The organism is Modestobacter marinus, from assembly GCF_011758655.1.
Lineage (GTDB): Bacteria > Actinomycetota > Actinomycetes > Mycobacteriales > Geodermatophilaceae > Modestobacter > Modestobacter marinus.
The window spans coordinates 123,608-140,088 of sequence record NZ_JAAMPA010000003.1 but is presented as its reverse complement, the minus strand read 5'-3'; the positions used below and the strand labels follow the sequence as shown (position 1 = coordinate 140,088).

The window sequence follows — 16,481 nt, the reverse complement described above, 5'->3', positions numbered from 1 at the left end:
GGTCACTCCTCCTCGCCGGGCGCCGGTGGGGTCACCACGGCCACCCGCTCGTCTAGCCGGACCGACTGGCCGGCCGTCACCGGGAGCTCGGTGACCGTCCCCGCGAGGGGGGCGGTCAGCACGTGCTCCATCTTCATCGCCTCGACGACCAGCAGCGGGGTGCCCGCCTCGACCTGGTCCCCGAGGGACACCTGCACCACCGTGACCGTGCCGGGCATCGGCGCGGACACCGCGCCGTCGGACCCGGCCGCCGTCCCGGCCGCGGCCAGCCGCTCGTGCTCGCGGAGCCCGACGGTGTGCCCGTCGCCGGCCAGCCAGACCGTGCCCCCGGCGTGCACCACCGTGTAGCGGGTGGTGACGTCGTCCAGGGTCACGCTCAGCCGGTCGCCGTCCCGGTCGACCCGGGCGGCCATCGGCTCGCCGTCCCCGACGCGCACCTGCGCGGCGGTCGTGCGGCCGCGCACCCGGACGGTCACCGGGTCCGCGCCGGGCGCCTGCAGCCGGCGCACCGTCCAGGCCGGCTCACCCAGCCGCCAGCCCGAGGTGTCCGCCCAGGGATCGACCACGGCCCCTCGGGGCTCGATCTCCGCCAGCAGCGCCAGGGCCGCCGCCGCGTGGACGTGCGGCGGGGTCGGGCGGGCGCCGGTCAGCGCCTCGCCGCGCCGCTCGATCAGCCCGGTGTCCAGCCGGCCGGCGACGACGTCGGGGTCGGTCAGCAGGTCCCGCAGGAAGCCGGTGTTCGTGGCCACGCCCAGGACGGCGGTGTCGCCGAGTGCGGTGACCAGCCGGGCCCGGGCGGTCTCCCGGTCCGGGCCCCAGGCGACCACCTTGGCCAGCATCGGGTCGTAGTCGGTGCCGACGACGCCGCCGACCCGCAGCGAGCTGTCCACCCGGATCCCGGCGCCGGCCGGCTCGACCAGACCGACGACGTCCCCGGCCTGCGGCAGGAACCCGCGGGCCGGGTCCTCGGCGTAGACCCGGGCCTCGATCGCGTGCCCGGTCAGCCGGACGTCGTCCTGCCCGATCGGCAGCGGCTCCCCGGCCGCCACCCGCAGCTGGAGCTCGACCAGGTCCAGCCCGGTGACGCACTCGGTGACCGGGTGCTCGACCTGCAGCCGGGTGTTCATCTCCAGGAAGAAGAAGTCCTGCGGGGAGTCGGCGTCGACGATGAACTCGACCGTCCCGGCCCCGGTGTAGCCCACCGCCCGGGCCGCCTCGACCGCCGCCCGGCCCATGCCCTCGCGCTGGGCCGGGGAGAGCAGCGGCGACGGCGCCTCCTCGACCACCTTCTGGTGCCGGCGCTGCAGGCTGCACTCCCGCTCGCCCAGGTGCACCACGGTGCCGTGCTCGTCGCCGAAGACCTGCACCTCGATGTGCCGGGAGTGGCCGAGGTAGCGCTCGACCAGCAGCGTGTCGTCGCCGAAGGAGCTGCGGGCCTCGCGGCGGGCGCCGGCGATCTGCTCGGCCAGCTCGGCCGGGTCGCGCACCACCCGCATGCCCTTGCCGCCGCCACCGGCGCTGGGCTTGAGCAGCACCGGGAAGCCGACCTCGACCGCCGCCCGGGCGACCGCGTCGTCGTCCATGCCCGGTTCGGTGCGGCCCGGCACGACCGGCACCCCGGCCGCGGCGACGGTCCGCTTGGCCCGGATCTTGTCGCCCATCGCCTCGATGGCCGCGACCGGCGGGCCGATGAAGACGATCCCGGCCTTCTCGCAGGCCCGCGCGAACTCCACGTTCTCGGACAGGAAGCCGTACCCGGGGTGCACGGCCTGCGCGCCGGTGCGCCGGGCGGCGTCCAGCACCCGGTCGATCGACAGGTAGCTCAGCGCGGCCGGCGCCGGGCCGATCGGGACGGCGACGTCGGCCAGCCGGGTGTGCAGCGCGCCGGCGTCGGCCTCGCTGTGCACCGCGACCGAGCGGATGCCCATCGCCCGCAGCGTCCGGATGACCCGGACGGCGATCTCGCCGCGGTTGGCGACCAGGACGGTGTCGAACACGGCTCAGCACCCCCCGCCGAGGCAGAAATGGCCATTTCTGCCCCTGGAGGTCGGGTCAGGCTGCCTTGCGGTCGCCGGTGTCGACCTTGACCAGCCGGCGCTTCTTGACCGTGTAGCCGGGCGGGAGCGTCCCCTCGGCGAGCGCCCGCAGCGGACAGCGACCGCACCGCGGCTTGTCCACGCAGCACTTCTTCTTGGGCATCTTGGCCGACTTCCCCACGCGGTGAGGTTAGCCATGCCTTCCCGACCCGTCCACGCCTGCGGCGTGTCGGCCGCTACCGTTCCAGGGACGTCCCCCCGCGACCCACAGGAGCCCCGATGGCCGCCGATGCCTTCATCGACCTGCTCAACGCCCAGATCGGCCACGAGTTCGCCGCCCACCAGCAGTACGTGGCGATCGCCATCTACTTCGACGACCTGACCATGCCGCAGACCGCGCAGCTGTTCTTCGACCAGGCCGCCGAGGAGCGGAACCACGCGATGATGATGGTCCGCTACCTGTTGGACGCCGACGCACCCGTGCAGATCCCCGGCATCGCCGCCCCGATCAACGGGTTCTCCGACGTGGTCGCCCCGGTCGCGCTCGCCCTCGAGCAGGAGAAGCGGGTCACCGAGCAGATCAACCAGCTCACCGCGGTCGCCCGGCAGCACAACGACTTCGCCTCCGACCAGTTCATGCAGTGGTTCATCAAGGAGCAGGTCGAGGAGGTCAGCAAGATGAGCGACCTGCTCGCCGTCGTCCGCCGCTCGGCCCACGACGTGGAGCAGATCGAGGACTACGTGCTGCGCGAGGTCAAGCCCGAGGGCACCGACCCGATGGCCCCCTCGATCGCCGGCGCCCCCGCCTGATCTCCCGGGAGGGCAGAAATGGCCATTTCTGCCCTCGCGACGCGGCTCACATCCGGAAGACGCCATAGCCGACCTCCTCGAGGGGTGCGTTGGCGCACGCGGAGAGCGCGAGCCCGAGCACGGTGCGGGTCTGGGCGGGGTCGATGACGCCGTCGTCCCAGAGCCGGGCCGTGGCGTGGTACGGGTGGCCCTGCTCCTCGTACCGGGCGCGGATCGGCGCCTTGAACGCCTCCTCGTCCTCCGCGCTCCAGCCGTCGCCGAGCCGGTCGCGGCGCACCTGCGCCAGCACGCTGGCCGCCTGCTCCCCGCCCATCACCGAGATGCGGGCGTTGGGCCAGGTGAACAGGAAGCGGGGCGAGTACGCCCGGCCGCACATCGAGTAGTTGCCGGCACCGAACGAGCCGCCGATGACGACGGTCAGCTTCGGCACCCGGGCGCAGGCCACGGCGGTGACCATCTTCGCGCCGTGCTTGGCGATGCCGCCGGCCTCGTAGTCGCGGCCGACCATGAACCCGGAGATGTTCTGCAGGAACAGCAGCGGGATCTTCCGCCGGTCGCAGAGCTCGATGAAGTGGGCGCCCTTGAGCGCGGACTCGGCGAACAGCACGCCGTTGTTGGCGATGATCCCCACCGGGTGCCCGTGCAGCCGGGCGAAGCCGGTGACCAGCGTCGACCCGTACAGCGGCTTGAACTCGGCGAACCGGCTGCCGTCGACCAGCCGGGCGATGACCTCGCGGACGTCGTAGGGCGTGCGGGTGTCGACCGGGACGACGTCGTACAGGCTCTCCGCCGGGTACGCCGGCTCCTCGACGGGCTCGACGTCCCAGGGCCGGGGCTCGCGCGGGCCGAGGGTGCCGATGATCTGCCGGACGATCTGCAGCGCGTGCGCGTCGTCCTCGGCGAGGTGGTCGGTGACCCCGCTGACCCGGGAGTGCAGGTCACCGCCGCCCAGGTCCTCGGCGCTCACCTCCTCCCCCGTGGCGGCCTTCACCAGCGGCGGGCCGCCCAGGAAGATCGTGCCCTGGTCTCGGACGATCACCGCCTCGTCGCTCATCGCCGGCACGTAGGCACCGCCGGCGGTGCACGAGCCGAGGACGGCGGCGATCTGCGGGATGCCGGCCTTGGACAGGTTGGCCTGGTTGAAGAAGATCCGGCCGAAGTGGTCGCGGTCGGGGAAGACCTCGTCCTGCAGCGGCAGGAACGCCCCGCCGGAGTCGACCAGATAGACGCAGGGCAGCCGGTTCTGGGCCGCGACCTCCTGGGCGCGCAGGTGTTTCTTCACCGTCATCGGGTAGTAGGTGCCGCCCTTGACGGTGGCGTCGTTGGCGACGACGACGACCTCGCGTCCGGAGACCCGCCCGACGCCGGTGATGATCCCGGCGGCCGGCGCCTCGTCGTCGTAGAGGCCGTGCGCGGCCAGCGGCGACAGCTCCAGGAACGGGCTGCCCGGGTCCAGCAGCGCGTCGACCCGCTCGCGGGGCAGCAGCTTGCCGCGGTCGGTGTGCCGCTGCCGGGCTCGTTCACCCCCACCCAGGGCCACCCGGGCCAGCTGGTCGGCCAGCTCGGCGGCCAGCCCGGCGTGGTGCGCGGCGTTGCGCGCAGGGTCGCCCGACGGGGCACTGGGCAGCACCGGTGCGTCCACGGAGTGAGGTTAACCACGGTTCACAGTGCCGGTCCAGTGTGAACGGCCATTAACCTGAGGCCGTGACGTCCCAGCAGGACAGCGCCCTGCACAGCGACGCGGCGAACCCCTCCCGCCGGGAGCAGATCCTGCGCGCCGCCGCCCAGCTGTTCGCCGAGCGGGGCTCCCGGGCGGTCGGGGTCGACGACGTGGGCGCCGCCGTGGGCGTCACCGGCCCGGCGATCTACCGGCACTTCGCCAGCAAGGACGCGATGCTGGCCGAGATGCTGCTGCGGATCAGCGAGCGGCTGCTGGCCGGCGGCACCCAGCGGGTGGCCGCGGCGGGCGCGGTCCCGGTCGACCAGCTGCGCGCCCTGGTGGAGTTCCAGGTCGACTTCGCGCTGGACAACCCCGCGCTCATCACGGTGCAGGACCGCGACCTGGGTGCACTGACCGACCGGGACGCCCGTCAGGTGCGGCAGCTGCAGCGGCGCTACGTCGAGGAGTGGGTCACCGTGCTGGCCCGGGTCCACCCCGGAGCCTCCACCGCGGCCTGCCGCGCCCGGGCACACGCGCTCTTCGGGCTGATCAACTCCACCCCGCACAGTGCAGGCCGGGTCGCCCGCCCGGCGATGGCCGCCCTGCTGGCCGAGATGGCGATGGCCGCCGCCACCAGCTGAGGCCGGTCAGGGCCTGCGCGGAGCAGCCACGACGGCCGGTCGGCACGACGTCCATCCCGGACAGCCGCGGTGGCGAGCCTGTGTGAGGGTCCCCCCGGGCGACGCGCAGCGCGTCACCGGACGAGGAGGACACGTGTACGCGGTGGTGTACCGGTGGCGGCTGCGGCCGGGCAGCGAGGAGCAGTTCCGGGACGGCTGGGAGCGGGTCACCCGCGCGATCCACACCCGTTGCGGCAGCTACGGGTCCCGCCTGCACCGGGCGGCCGACGGCACGTGGGTCGCCTACGCCCGCTGGCCGGACGCGGCCACCAGGGAGCTCTGCGCCTTCGACGAACCCGAGGGAGAGCGGTTGATGTCGGAGTCGGTGGCGGAACGGTTCCCCGAGCTGACCCTGGAGCTGGTCAGCGACCTGCTGGCCGAGCCGACCGCGTCCTGACCTGGTCGCCGCCGACGACGGCCCGGCTCAGTTCGCGTCGACCCCGTCGCCGGGCAGCGAGAGCCCGGCGCTGGCCACGGCGTCCAGCCCGGACGTGGCGCCCCGCTGGGCGCCGGCCCACGACGTCTCGACGATCGTGACCGTGGCGCCCTGCTGGCTGCTGGCGTACTGCGCGCCGGAGAGCCGCTCGGGAGCACCGTCGTAGCGCGCACCCTCGCGCAGCAGGTCGCTGACGTTGCCGCTGCCGTCGGTGTCGGCCAGCGACCGGAGCGCCTGCGCACTGGCCGGGTCGGGCATGGTCACCCGGGCCACCGAGACGACGACGGGCAGGCCCTCGACGTCGGCCGACCACAGCGCCCGGTCCAGGTCGGTGCAGTCGTTGTTGGCGAAGAAGCCGGCGACGGCGTCGTAGGCGTGCCCGTTGCAGGTCGAGTTCTCCTCCACCACCTGCAGCGTGAAGGTCGTGCCGTTCACGACGGCGGTGTCGCCGACGACCGGGCCCGCGGGCGCCGACGGGGTGGCGGGTGCCGCACCGGCGGTCGCGCCCGCCGTCGTCGTCCCCGCGTCGCCCTCGTCGTCGCTGAGTGCCAGGACGCCCACGACCACGAGCAGCGCCACCACCGCCAACGCGGCCAGCACGAGGGCGACCTGCCGGCGACCGGAGGAGCCACCCGAGGTGGTCGTCGCGGTGCTGCCCGCCGGAACGGGCCGGGCCTGCGGCCGGGGCCGGAGCTCGGGCGGCAGCTCGCGCAGCGGCTGCGGTGCGGGCTCCGCGACCGGCGTCGCGGTGCCGGGGTCACCGAAGAGCCCGCCCAGGCCGCCGGTGTCGTCCGCCGGGGGCCCGGCCGGCTCGTGGAGCAGCGTCATGGTGTCGCCGGGCCGGCTCGGCGGCCGATGGTCCGCGGGAGCGGGGACCTCCGCCGCGGGCGGGGTGGCGGCGGACAGCGGCGCGGCGTCCCTGCGCTCGGCGGCCTCCTGCGCCTGGACGGCGGCGGCGGCGATCCGGGCCGCGGCCGCCGGGTCGACCAGCGGCCCGGCCCCGCCGTCGCCGCGCCTCGGCCCGCCCGCCGTCGGTGCGGCCGTCGGCGCGTACCCGGCGGTGCGCTGGGGTGCGGCGTTCAGCGCAGCCGGGGTCAGCAGGTCGGGACGCCGCAGCACGTAGGGCGAGTACGGGAACCCCTCGCCGTTGAGCTCCTCGACCGTGGGGATCCGGCCGGCCATGCCGAGGGCCTCGATGCCGGCCCGGACGTCGGCCGTCGTCCACAGTCGCGGGTTGTCCGTGCCCGCGTGCCGGGCCGCGCGGGCGACGCCGAGCTGCAGCGAGCCCGAGTCCAGGAGGGCGACCTGGTCGCCCTCGCCCAGGTCGCCGTCGGCGGGCAGCAGCCCGCTGACCGAACCGGTGAGGACGGTGAGCCGGGCGATCCGCCCGGGCTCCAGCCCGGCCTGCCGCAGCGTCACCGCGGCGTGCATGCCCGACCGCATCAGGCCGTCGAGGGGGTTGGAGCCCCCACCGGCCAGCTGGAGCACCTCGCCGGGCCCGTCGCCGGGACCGATGGTCCAGGCACCCTCGGGTGCGGCCGTGACCACGCCGGACTGGCGCTCCACCTCGACCACCCGGACGACCGCGATGCCCTCGGGCACGAAGAGCACCGCGTCGGACTGGCGGCGCTGCATCGGGCCCTCGACGAGGGGCAGCGAGGCCATCACGGCACCACGCACGCCGCTGCCGGTGTCCCAGCCGGCGAGCTCGGCGAACAACGCACGCTCGGCCGCTGACTGCAGCGGCGTCGGCGTGAGGATCAGCACGGACTCTCCAGGGGCAGGGGGCGCGGCGGGACGGGAGCGACCGCGGCGGGCGCCGCGGCGGCTGGGCGGCGGACCGGTCCGACGTTACGTCATCGGGGGGTCCGTCCCGGGCTCACCGCGCGGACGCGCCGCCCTGCCCGAGCGCGACCGGCGTGTCCCGGCCCGGCTCCACCGGGGCCTGCCAGCGGGCGCACCAGGAGCTGCGGGTGAGCGCGTCCAGCGCCCCCCACAGCGCGGCGAGACCGACGGCCACCACCGGCAGGGAGGACCAGTCCCACGGCGGGATGACGTCGACCACCGACTGCACCATCGCCGCGCCGGCCACTCCCCCGGTGACGGCCAGACCGGCCAGCCAGCCCGGGACCCGGGCGAGGACGGCCAGGTCGACCAGCACCGCGCCGGCCAGGAGCATCAGCGGGAGGACCGAGGGCGGGAAGCCGGTCGCGTCCAGCAGCAGCCCGGTCACCGCCCGGTAGGCGAGGTAACTGCCGGCCAGGACCGTCGCCGTCCAGCGCAGGCCCACCGTCCTCCGGGCGACCACGAGGGCCAGCAGCCCGGCGCAGACCAGCCAGGCGGGGTGCACCCAGGCAGGCACGGGCAGCATGAACTGGGTGGGCGTCTGCCCCTGCGAGGCGGCGAAGTCCAGCAGCTGGGGTTCGGCGGTGGTGCGGCCGGCGCGGTAGTCGGCCAGCGAGACCACGCCGTGCTCCTGATGCTGGTTGGGGAACAGGACGTTCTCCACGAAGAACAGCCACAGCCCCAGCGACACCAGGTCGCGCAGCCGGCCGGGAGCCGCGTACAGCCACCAGCCCCGGATGGCGCCGGCGAGCATGATCGCCGTCCCCAGGTAGAGCAGTGCGTGACTGGGGCTCCAGCTGGTGATGTCCAGCCCGTTGACCCGGTGGTTGAGCAGGTCGATCGGGATGGCGACCAGGAAGGTGCCGATGCCGGTCTGCATCAGCTGCAGCGCCCGCCGGTCGACGCCGTACCCGCTGTGGCTGTGGAAGACGACGAGGGCGACGACGAGCGCGGTGCCGGCCGAGTTGAGCAGGTGCGGCGGGGCGAGGTCGTCGCGCAGCCACCTGAAGTGCCAGGAGACGTCCCAGGAGGAGCCGAGCATCTTCAGCGCGAACGCGGCCAGCCACGCCGTGTAGATCCAGCGGAGCTCGTCGGGGCTGGTGGGCCGGCCGGGACGGCCCGGGGTCAGGTAGGCCTGCCACAGCCAGCGCAGCAACGCGACCGGGTGCCGGAACGCGTCGCCCGGCGAGGCCGGGGCCGGCACCGACGCCCCGGCGGACGGTACGAGGGAGGTGCTGGGCGACACGAGCGGCTCCGCGAGGTCGGTGCAGGAGCCCGCAATGTAGCGGCGCCGGCGGGCCGGACGACCCGTTCCGACCGGCGCAGCGCGAGCCGTGAGGCGGGTGTGGCCGGTGGTCCGTGGCGGCGGGTGTGGCCGGTGTCCCGCGGCGGCGGTGCGTAGGGTGCGGCCGTGGCCGACAGTGCAGCGAACAACCTGGTCTGGATCGACTGTGAGATGACCGGGCTCGACCTGACCAGCGACAAGCTCATCGAGGTCGCGGTCGTGGTCACCGACTCCCAGCTCAACGTGCTCGACCCGGGCCTGGACGTGATCATCCACGCCGAGGACGCCGACCTGGCCGGCATGGCCGACGTGGTCACCGAGATGCACGCCCGGTCCGGGCTCACCGAGGAGGTCCGCGCCTCGACGGTCACCCTCGAGGAGGCCCAGGCGCAGGTGCTCGCCTACGTGAAGCGGTTCGTCCCCGAACGGCGCACCGCCCCGTTGTGCGGCAACTCGATCGGCACCGACCGCGGCTTCCTCGCCCGGGACATGCCCGAGCTCGACGACCACCTGCACTACCGGATGATCGACGTCTCCTCGATCAAGGAGCTGGGCCGTCGCTGGTTCCCGCGGGTGTACTTCGCCCAGCCGCCCAAGGGCCTGGCCCACCGGGCGCTGGCCGACATCCTGGAGTCGATCCGGGAGCTCGCCTACTACCGGCAGACCCTCTTCGTGCCCGAGCCGGGACCCACGAGCGACCAGGCCCAGGCGGCGGCCACGGACGTCGTGACCGCCTTCGCGCCGCTGCTCTCGGCCGAGGCCGAGCCGGTGGCGACCCCGGGCTCGTCGGAGGGCTGAACCCCTCCGGTATCGTGTGCTCGTCCACCGGGCCGGCTCTCGCCAGCCGCCCGGTGTGCATGGTGGGTGTAGCTCAGCTGGTAGAGCGCCAGGTTGTGATCCTGGATGTCGCGGGTTCAAGTCCCGTCACTCACCCCACCGGAGGCCCTGGTCAGTTCGCTGACCGGGGCCTCTCCCGTCTCCCGGTCCGTGCCAGGAGGCGCGGTCACCGACGGGACCGGCCCCGGTGCGGGAAGGTGTCCACCGTGAGCTTCGAACTGGCCGATGCCGTGCTGCCCTTACCGCATGCGGTACGGGCAGAGCTGCGCCGCGAGTGGACGCGGCTGGCCGCCGCGGGGTCGTGGCTCACCGGGCCCGAACGGGTGGCCGTCGCCCGGGAGGCGCGCGCGGCACGCACGTTCGGCGACGGGGACACGGGACTCCCCGTCCTGCTGGGCGAGGCTGCGCAGTCGGTGTCGGCCGCCGCCCACCTCATCACGCGGGACTGGGTCGCCGACCTGCAGGCCCGGGGCATGGCCGTCGAGCAGTACGTCGAGGTCGTGGGCGTGGTCAGCCGGCTGGCGGCCGTGGACTCCTACGTGCGGGGAGTCGGCTCCACAGAGGAGCCCCTCCCTGAGCCCGGGTCGGGCGAGCCCACGGGTCGACGCAACGAGCAGGTCCGGTGGCGCAGTGCCTTCGTGCCCACCGACCCCGAGGACGGTGCACGCTTCGCGCTCTCTTCCGTGCCGGCCGAGGAGGAGGCTCGGGACCAGCTCCACAGCCAGCTCTACCTGAGCACCGAGCAGATGGCCGACCTCGCGTACCAGGACGTGCTGTCCCGCGCTCAGATGGAGCTGCTCGCCGCCCGCGTGTCACTGCTCAACGACTGCTTCTACTAGCTGATCGCCCACGCGAACATGCTCCGTGCGAGTGTGCAGAAGACGACCGGGACGCCCGCGGACCTCCGTGCGGTCACCGACACCGACATCGATCCCGGGCTCCGCTGGGGACGCGAGCTCCGCGACCTCGCCACCGCGATGGCGACCGGGCTGCGGCTCGACGAGAGCCGCGAGGCACTGACCCGCGCGGCCGACCCTCGGGTGACCGCCGCAGCCGTCGGCGTGTGCGCGAACTTCGAGATGATGAACCGCATCCTCGATGCCACCGGGTGCCCGGTGCCCCAGCGCCTCCACTTCGTGGCCGGCCTGCTCGGGATCCCCGCCCACCGCTGAGCGGACGGCCCAGCCGGACCAGACCTGGACGACCTCGTCGACGAGTGCGTCCGTGCCGTGCACCGTCGCCGCATCAGCCTCGGTCCGAGTCCCGACCTCACGTCCTCGGCCGGCCCCTCGCTGCCGACGACCCGTTCGCGGGACCGCGCACGGACCCGGCTCAGGCGTCGGACACCCGCCGGAGCCCGTCGCCGTCCAGCAGCTGGATGGCCCCGTAGCCGAGGACGACCAGGCCCCGCCGCTCCAGGTCCTTGAGCACCTTGTTGAGCGAGGGCCTGGCCACACCGAGCATCGCCGCGAGTGTGCGCTGCGGCAGCCGGACCACCCCCTCGTCCGACTCGTCGAGCAGCAGGCCGGCGACCTGGGCCACCAGGGGTCGTCCGAGCAGCGAGATCAGCCGACCGTGGCTGGTGGCCAGCCGCTGCGCCACGCTGGACAGCCAACGCCGGGACACGGCCGGGTGCCGGCCGAGCAGCGACTCGAAGTCGGCCGGCGACAGGTAGAGGCACACCGTGTCGTCCACCGCACGCGCCGAGTACGGCACCGGGAGGCCGAGCAGCAGCGGGAGGTCTCCCTCGACGTCGCCGGGGCGCAGCACCCCGACGACGACCCTCCCTCGCGGGGTCGCGACGCCGAGCTCGATGTGGCCGCTGCGGACGATCCACACACCGGGCCGGTCACCGGCCCCGCCACCGAAGACCGGTTCTCCCCTCCGGAACTCGGCGGGGGTGATGCGCCCGGCGAGGGCGGCGACGTCCTCGGGGCCCAGCGGGGCTGCCGCGCCCCGTCCCACGCACCGGGCGATCCACGCGGCATCCCGGATCTGCATCTCCTGCGAGGTCAGCTCCGCGGCGTCAGCGCGGAGCCGCGCCGTCCACCGCCCGAGGTCCACGACGGGGATCCTCCCAGCCGGCCACGCGGCGTCTCCTCCGGTCGGCTACGGACGACGTCGGACCCCCGTCCCACACCGGGACATGCCGCAGTGGGCCGGCGACCCGGCCTCGCTCACGGGGCCGCGTAGACCTCGATCTCGGCGGCGCCGGTGTTGCCGCCGGTGGTCTGCACGGCGTCGATCCTCAGCACCTGGCCCGTGACGTCGGTCGCGTTGACCGCGCCGGAGGTGCCGGCCTCGAAGGGTCCGTAGGTCTCGCCGTCGTCGACGGTCACGGTGAAGGTCTCCACGATCGACGACCCGTCGCTCATCGACCGGCTCCGCAGTGCCACGCCCACGATCGGGACCGGCCGGCCGAGGTCGAGGGTGATCGATGCGTCGTCCCCGTCGCCGGCGCTGGACCACTCCGTGCCCAGGTTGCCGTCCACGGCAGCGGATGCCGGGAAGCCCTCGGAGAACTCGGAGCTGACGTCGACGACCTCTGCCCCCAGCGCCACGTTCTCACCCGGGACCTCGACGTCTGGCGCGGGAGCGGTCCGGAAGGTCATGAGCTCGCTGCGGTACAGGCGACCGTCGGCGCCGGACCCCTGCACCCGGTAGGAGTACTCGGTGTCGGGCTCCAGCCCGCGCATGACCGCCTCGTGCTCGCGATGGGCGCCACCGGCCATGTCGGCGTCCGTGGCGATCCCGTCACCCAGCGACTCGTCGCGGCCGAACACCACGGCGCAGGCCATGTCGAGGCTCGTGGCGACCTGCACCGTGGCGGACGTGCCCGAGGGATCGGGCACCACGACCGGCTGCTCGACGAAGACCTCCTCCGCCGCGAGGACGACCTGGTCGGCAGCCGCGGGAGCCTCCGGGTCGGCGCACCCGGCCACGACCGTCACCACAGCGGCCGGGACCAGCACGAGTCGCAGGAGCCGGGAGGTCACGACCGTCCAACGGCGGCAGCACCTCCGGCGTTCCGGCAGAGGAGCCGCCGAGTCTGTCTGTTCGATGACCATTCGGGCAGCGGACGCCGCGGTCCGGGCTTCTCCTCGTGTCCGACGTCCCGATCCGAGGAGAGACCCCATGACCCGCATCCCCGTCCACACCGTCGCCGACGCGCCCGAGGGCAGCCGCGACCCGCTCAAGGCGCTCGAGGCCCGGTTCGGGAAGGTGCTCAACATCCACGGGGCCATGGCCCACGCGCCGGTGGTCCTCCAGAGCTATGCGGCGCTGCAGGACGTCATCGCCGACCACGGCACCTTCGACGCCGCCACACGTGAGGCGATCGCGCTGGTCGTCGCGGACGTCGACGAGTGCCGCTACTGCCAGGCCGCCCACACCGGCGGTGCGAAGGCGGCAGGGCTGAGCACCGAACAGACGGTCGCCATCCGCGCCGGCTCCTATGACGAGGACCCGAAGCTCGCCGCGCTGCTCGCGCTGGTCCGCGAGTCGACCGGCAACGTCGGGACGGTCGAGGACACGACCTGGCAGGCGGCGCTGGACGCCGGCTGGAGCGACGTGGAGCTCACCGAGGTGTCCGTGCACATCGCGCTCAACCTCTTCACCAACCACTTCAACCACCTGGTGCAGACCGACCTGGACCTCCCGCCGGCTCCTGCGCTCTGATCCGTCGGGCGCACCAGCGCGCACGACGGCGTGGGCAGGTCCTCCGAGAGGAGGGCCTGCCCGCGCCCGCGGTTCACCGGCACGTCAGGGGGCATGCCCCGGGTACCCGATCGGAGGAGGACCCCATGCGAACGACGACGGAACGACGCCGTCCTGCCGGACCGGAGGCCGCTTCCGTACGACCGCGGTCGGGAGGCATCGGCCGCTCGAGCTCGCCGGCGGCGGAGCGCGTGAGTGACGACCTGCGCCGCGGCGCCGGCGACTTCCTGGAACAGCGTCGCCGGGTGGCCGGGCTGACCTCGCTGGCGTCGGCCGCGCTGGGCGTGGTGGGGCTCTACCAGTTCGGCGTGCTGCGCCGGGTCCCGGAGCTGCCCCTGCCCTTCCTGGGCGCCGATGCCGTGGACGCCGCCGGGGAGGCCTACCAGGAGCTGCGGACCCCGGACGCCGCCCTCGGGCTGCTCAGTGCCGGCGTCACTCTGGTCCTGGCCGGGATGGGCGACCGGAACCGGGCCCGGACGATGCCGTGGGTACCGCTGGCCCTGGCCGCGAAGACCGCCGCCGACGCCGGCGGCGGCCTCTACCTCTTCGCCGAGCAGGTCACCAAGCACCGCAAGGTCTGCTCCTGGTGCACCGTCGCCGCCGTGGCCCAGGTCGCCACCCTGCCGTTCGCACTCCCCGAGGCGCGGGCCGCCCTCCGCCGTCTGCGCGGCCGGTCGTGACGGGGCCGGGCATGCACCTGCAGGAGGACCTCCTGGACGGCGAGCCGATCCGCTGGCTGGAGCACGGTGCCGGACCGCCCGTCGTCCTCGTCCACGGGATCCCGACCTCGCCGCGGCTGTGGCGCCACGTCATGCCGCTGGTCGACGGCCGTTCGCTGGCGCTGGAGCTGGCCGGGTACGGCAGCTCCATCCCCGACGGTGAGGGCCGGGACCTCGGGCTGGCCGCCCAGGCCGATCGGCTGCTGCGCTGGCTGGACCTGGTGGGCGTGGAGTCGGCGGTCCTCGTGGGCCACGACCTCGGCGGCGGGGTGGCCCAGATCGCGGCCGTCCGGGAGCCCAGCAGGTTCTCGGGCATCGTGCTCACCAACGCCGTCTGCTACGACTCCTGGCCCATCCCCAGCGTCAAGGCCATGCAGCGCGGCGCACCGGTCCTGCGGTACCTGCCGGAGCTGGCCCTCTACCCCTCCTTCGTCCAGCTGATCCACCGCGGTCACGACGACCGCGCCCGGGCGCTGGAGTCCATCGGGGTGCACTGGCAGCACTACGTCTCCCATGGCGCCGCCCGCAGCCTGATGCGCCAGGTCGCCGCGCTCGACGTCGCCGACACCCTCGCCGTCGCCGACCGGCTGCCCTCACTCGGCCTGCCGGCCCGCGTAGTGTGGGGTGACGTCGACCAGTTCCAGAAGGTCGAGTACGGACGCCGCCTCGCCGCCGACCTCGGCACGACCCTGCGGCCGATCCCGGGCGGCAAGCACTTCACCCCCGAGGACCACCCGGAGGTCGTCGCGGCTGCCGTGAACGACCTGCTCGTCCCGTCGCCGGAGGACGACCGTGCCCACTGATGCCGTGATGGCGAGCTACCCCATGGTGGAGGAGGCCGACGCCACCGGCGTCGTCGCCGCCGTCTACGCCGAGCTGCTCGAGGGCATGCCGTTCGTCCCGAGCCTGTTCAAGTCCCTGGCCCTCTGCCCGGGGTACCTCGTGCTGGCCCACGAACAGGCTGCCCCGGTGCTGCCGCGCGAGGAGTACCGGTCGGCGGCCCAGCAGCTCGTCACCTCGGTGCGTGCGGTCGCGGCCCCACCGGCCGACACCGAGGTCCGCGGCGCCCTGGCGGAGTTCGCCGGTCCGCTGAGCCGGATGCTGCTCCTGGTCGCCGGGCTGCGCCTCGCGCTGGACGGCGACCTCGACCTGCCGTCCGCGCCGGGGAACGCCCCCGCACCCCGCCCGGTGCAGCCACCCGACCCCGCCCCCTCCCCCGCGGACGCCCCGGCGCCGCGGCTGTACGGCGAGATCTGCGCCGCGCTGGAGACGCCGATCGTCAACACCGTCTGGCGCTCGCTGGCCGGACGGGACCTCCTCGAGCCGGCCTGGGCGGCGCTAGGCCCCCAGGTGGCGGCCACCCGAGGGGCCGCCGACCAGCTGCAGGCGACGGCGTCCGAGGTCGCGCGCGGCCTCCCGTGGCGGGTCGCCGCCTCGCCGGCCGCCCTGGAAGAGGCCGGCCTGACCGATGCCCGCCCCGGCATGGCCGCCGTGCTGGACGCCTACCTCGCGACCCTGCCGCGGGTCCTCGTCCTCGTGGCCTCGAGCACCGACGTCGCACAGACCCGCCGCCACACCCGTCCTCCTCCCGCCTGGAGCCCGCCGTGACCACCTCGCCGTCCGTCATCGTCTTCGACGTCAACGAGACCCTGTCGGACATGAGCCCGATGGCCGGGCGGTTCACCGACGTGGGCGCACCCGCCCACCTCGCGAAGCAGTGGTTCGCCTCGCTGCTGCGCGACGGCTTCGCGCTGACCGCCGTCGGCGCCTCCCGGCCCTTCGCCGAGATCGGCGCCGATGCCCTCCGCACGGTGCTGCAGGGGATCGACCTCGACCGTGACCTCGACGAGGCCGTCGACCACGTGCTGGCGGGCTTCGGGTCACTGCCCGTCCATCCTGACGTGCCCGACGGGATCCGTGCCCTCCGGGACGAGGGCCGGCGCCTGGTCACCCTCACCAACGGCTCGACCGCGGTCTCGGAGCGCCTGCTCACCAGCGCCGGCGTCCGCGACCGGTTCGAGGCGCTGCTCTCGGTCGAGGACGCCGGGATCTGGAAGCCGGCCCGCGGCGCCTACGAGTACGCGGCGCGGACGTGCGGGACCGAACCGGCCGACATGTTGCTCGTCGCCGTCCACCCGTGGGACATCGACGGCGCCGCCCGCGCCGGGCTGCGAACCGCGTGGATCGACCGCGCCGGCACGCCGTACCCGCAGGCGTTCACCCCGCCCACGATCCGGGCCACCGGGCTGACCGATCTCGTCCCGCAGCTGGCGTGAACCCCGTCAGCCCAGCTGCGTCCTGAGCTAGACCGCCCCTCGAGGTCCCGCGCGACCGGGCAGCTCTGGGCCTCGACTGCCCGCGGGATGGCTGGAGCTGGCTCGCCCGGCCGCCCGGACGGCGATCCGCGTCGCGGCCGGACCGCTGCCCCGCGTGCCCGTTCCCGAACGCATGGAGCA

The 16,481-nt window shown here is 74.3% G+C and carries 18 protein-coding genes and 1 tRNA gene; 12 read left to right on the top strand and 7 right to left on the bottom strand.

The genetic code is table 11. From position 1 onward, the window contains the following. Nucleotides 1-2: 2 nt before the first annotated feature. Nucleotides 3-1,997, bottom strand: a complete 1,995-nt coding sequence (locus tag FB380_RS21625) for an acetyl-CoA carboxylase biotin carboxylase subunit (RefSeq protein WP_166757426.1) — start codon at nt 1,995-1,997, stop codon at nt 3-5. Between the two features lie 55 nt (nt 1,998-2,052). Continuing rightward, complete coding sequence (locus FB380_RS21620; protein WP_166757312.1) at nt 2,053-2,217, bottom strand: hypothetical protein; 165 nt, start codon at nt 2,215-2,217, stop codon at nt 2,053-2,055. A gap of 98 nt (nt 2,218-2,315) precedes the next feature. Here FB380_RS21620 and FB380_RS21615 point away from each other — a divergent pair, with 98 nt between their 5' ends. Then, nucleotides 2,316-2,846 (top strand): ferritin, encoded by a 531-nt coding sequence (locus FB380_RS21615; protein ID WP_166757425.1) that lies wholly within the window; start codon nt 2,316-2,318, stop codon nt 2,844-2,846. A gap of 46 nt (nt 2,847-2,892) precedes the next feature. On the opposite strand, the gene FB380_RS21610 is transcribed toward FB380_RS21615, so the two are convergent. Then, the gene (locus FB380_RS21610; RefSeq protein ID WP_166757424.1) at nt 2,893-4,488 is read right to left on the bottom strand and encodes a carboxyl transferase domain-containing protein; all 1,596 of its coding nucleotides are present in this window, start codon (nt 4,486-4,488) and stop codon (nt 2,893-2,895) included. 62 nt (nt 4,489-4,550) lie between these two features. Between FB380_RS21610 and FB380_RS21605 the strand changes: the two genes are divergently transcribed. Next, complete coding sequence (locus tag FB380_RS21605; protein WP_166757423.1) at nt 4,551-5,147, top strand: SACE_7040 family transcriptional regulator; 597 nt, start codon at nt 4,551-4,553, stop codon at nt 5,145-5,147. Nucleotides 5,148-5,280: 133 nt separating this feature from the next. Next, nucleotides 5,281-5,583, top strand: coding sequence for an antibiotic biosynthesis monooxygenase (locus tag FB380_RS21600; protein ID WP_166757422.1), 303 nt, complete (start codon nt 5,281-5,283; stop codon nt 5,581-5,583). 27 nt (nt 5,584-5,610) lie between these two features. On the opposite strand, the gene FB380_RS21595 is transcribed toward FB380_RS21600, so the two are convergent. Together FB380_RS21595 and FB380_RS21590 are read right to left on the bottom strand one after the other, a co-directional pair. Then, complete coding sequence (locus FB380_RS21595) at nt 5,611-7,389, bottom strand: hypothetical protein (RefSeq protein ID WP_166757421.1); 1,779 nt, start codon at nt 7,387-7,389, stop codon at nt 5,611-5,613. A gap of 112 nt (nt 7,390-7,501) precedes the next feature. Next, nucleotides 7,502-8,713: a hypothetical protein gene (locus tag FB380_RS21590; RefSeq protein WP_166757420.1), complete on the bottom strand. Its 1,212-nt coding sequence runs from the start codon at nt 8,711-8,713 to the stop codon at nt 7,502-7,504. Between the two features lie 165 nt (nt 8,714-8,878). On the opposite strand from FB380_RS21590, the gene orn reads away from it, so the two are divergent. The 4 genes from orn to FB380_RS21570 all read left to right on the top strand — a co-directional run bounded on the left by orn (nt 8,879) and on the right by FB380_RS21570 (nt 10,761). Continuing rightward, nucleotides 8,879-9,550 (top strand): oligoribonuclease, encoded by a 672-nt coding sequence (gene orn, locus FB380_RS21585; protein WP_166757419.1) that lies wholly within the window; start codon nt 8,879-8,881, stop codon nt 9,548-9,550. Between the two features lie 62 nt (nt 9,551-9,612). Beyond that, nucleotides 9,613-9,688, top strand: a tRNA-His gene (locus FB380_RS21580). A 107-nt stretch (nt 9,689-9,795) separates the two neighbouring features. Continuing rightward, nucleotides 9,796-10,428, top strand: coding sequence for a hypothetical protein (locus tag FB380_RS21575; RefSeq protein WP_166757418.1), 633 nt, complete (start codon nt 9,796-9,798; stop codon nt 10,426-10,428). A gap of 33 nt (nt 10,429-10,461) precedes the next feature. Further along, on the top strand, nt 10,462-10,761 hold the full coding sequence (locus FB380_RS21570) for a hypothetical protein (protein WP_166757417.1): 300 nt from the start codon (nt 10,462-10,464) through the stop codon (nt 10,759-10,761). 160 nt (nt 10,762-10,921) lie between these two features. On the opposite strand, the gene FB380_RS21565 is transcribed toward FB380_RS21570, so the two are convergent. Both FB380_RS21565 and FB380_RS26115 read right to left on the bottom strand, forming a co-directional pair. Continuing rightward, on the bottom strand, nt 10,922-11,653 hold the full coding sequence (locus FB380_RS21565; RefSeq protein WP_208383944.1) for a Crp/Fnr family transcriptional regulator: 732 nt from the start codon (nt 11,651-11,653) through the stop codon (nt 10,922-10,924). Between the two features lie 113 nt (nt 11,654-11,766). Beyond that, entirely contained in the window at nt 11,767-12,585 is an 819-nt protein-coding gene (locus FB380_RS26115; protein WP_166757416.1) for a discoidin domain-containing protein, read from the bottom strand. 139 nt (nt 12,586-12,724) lie between these two features. On the opposite strand from FB380_RS26115, the gene FB380_RS21555 reads away from it, so the two are divergent. From FB380_RS21555 to FB380_RS21535, 5 genes are all read left to right on the top strand, one after another. Further along, nucleotides 12,725-13,267, top strand: coding sequence for a carboxymuconolactone decarboxylase family protein (locus tag FB380_RS21555; RefSeq protein WP_166757415.1), 543 nt, complete (start codon nt 12,725-12,727; stop codon nt 13,265-13,267). Nucleotides 13,268-13,497: 230 nt separating this feature from the next. Continuing rightward, nucleotides 13,498-13,986, top strand: a complete 489-nt coding sequence (locus tag FB380_RS21550; RefSeq protein WP_208383943.1) for a vitamin K epoxide reductase family protein — start codon at nt 13,498-13,500, stop codon at nt 13,984-13,986. A gap of 11 nt (nt 13,987-13,997) precedes the next feature. Continuing rightward, nucleotides 13,998-14,828, top strand: coding sequence for an alpha/beta fold hydrolase (locus FB380_RS21545; protein ID WP_166757413.1), 831 nt, complete (start codon nt 13,998-14,000; stop codon nt 14,826-14,828). Beyond that, on the top strand, nt 14,818-15,633 hold the full coding sequence (locus FB380_RS21540; protein ID WP_166757412.1) for a hypothetical protein: 816 nt from the start codon (nt 14,818-14,820) through the stop codon (nt 15,631-15,633). The genes FB380_RS21545 and FB380_RS21540 overlap by 11 nt, the downstream gene beginning before the upstream one ends. Beyond that, the gene (locus tag FB380_RS21535) at nt 15,630-16,301 is read left to right on the top strand and encodes a haloacid dehalogenase type II (RefSeq protein ID WP_208383942.1); all 672 of its coding nucleotides are present in this window, start codon (nt 15,630-15,632) and stop codon (nt 16,299-16,301) included. The genes FB380_RS21540 and FB380_RS21535 overlap by 4 nt, the downstream gene beginning before the upstream one ends. Nucleotides 16,302-16,481 lie beyond the last annotated feature (180 nt).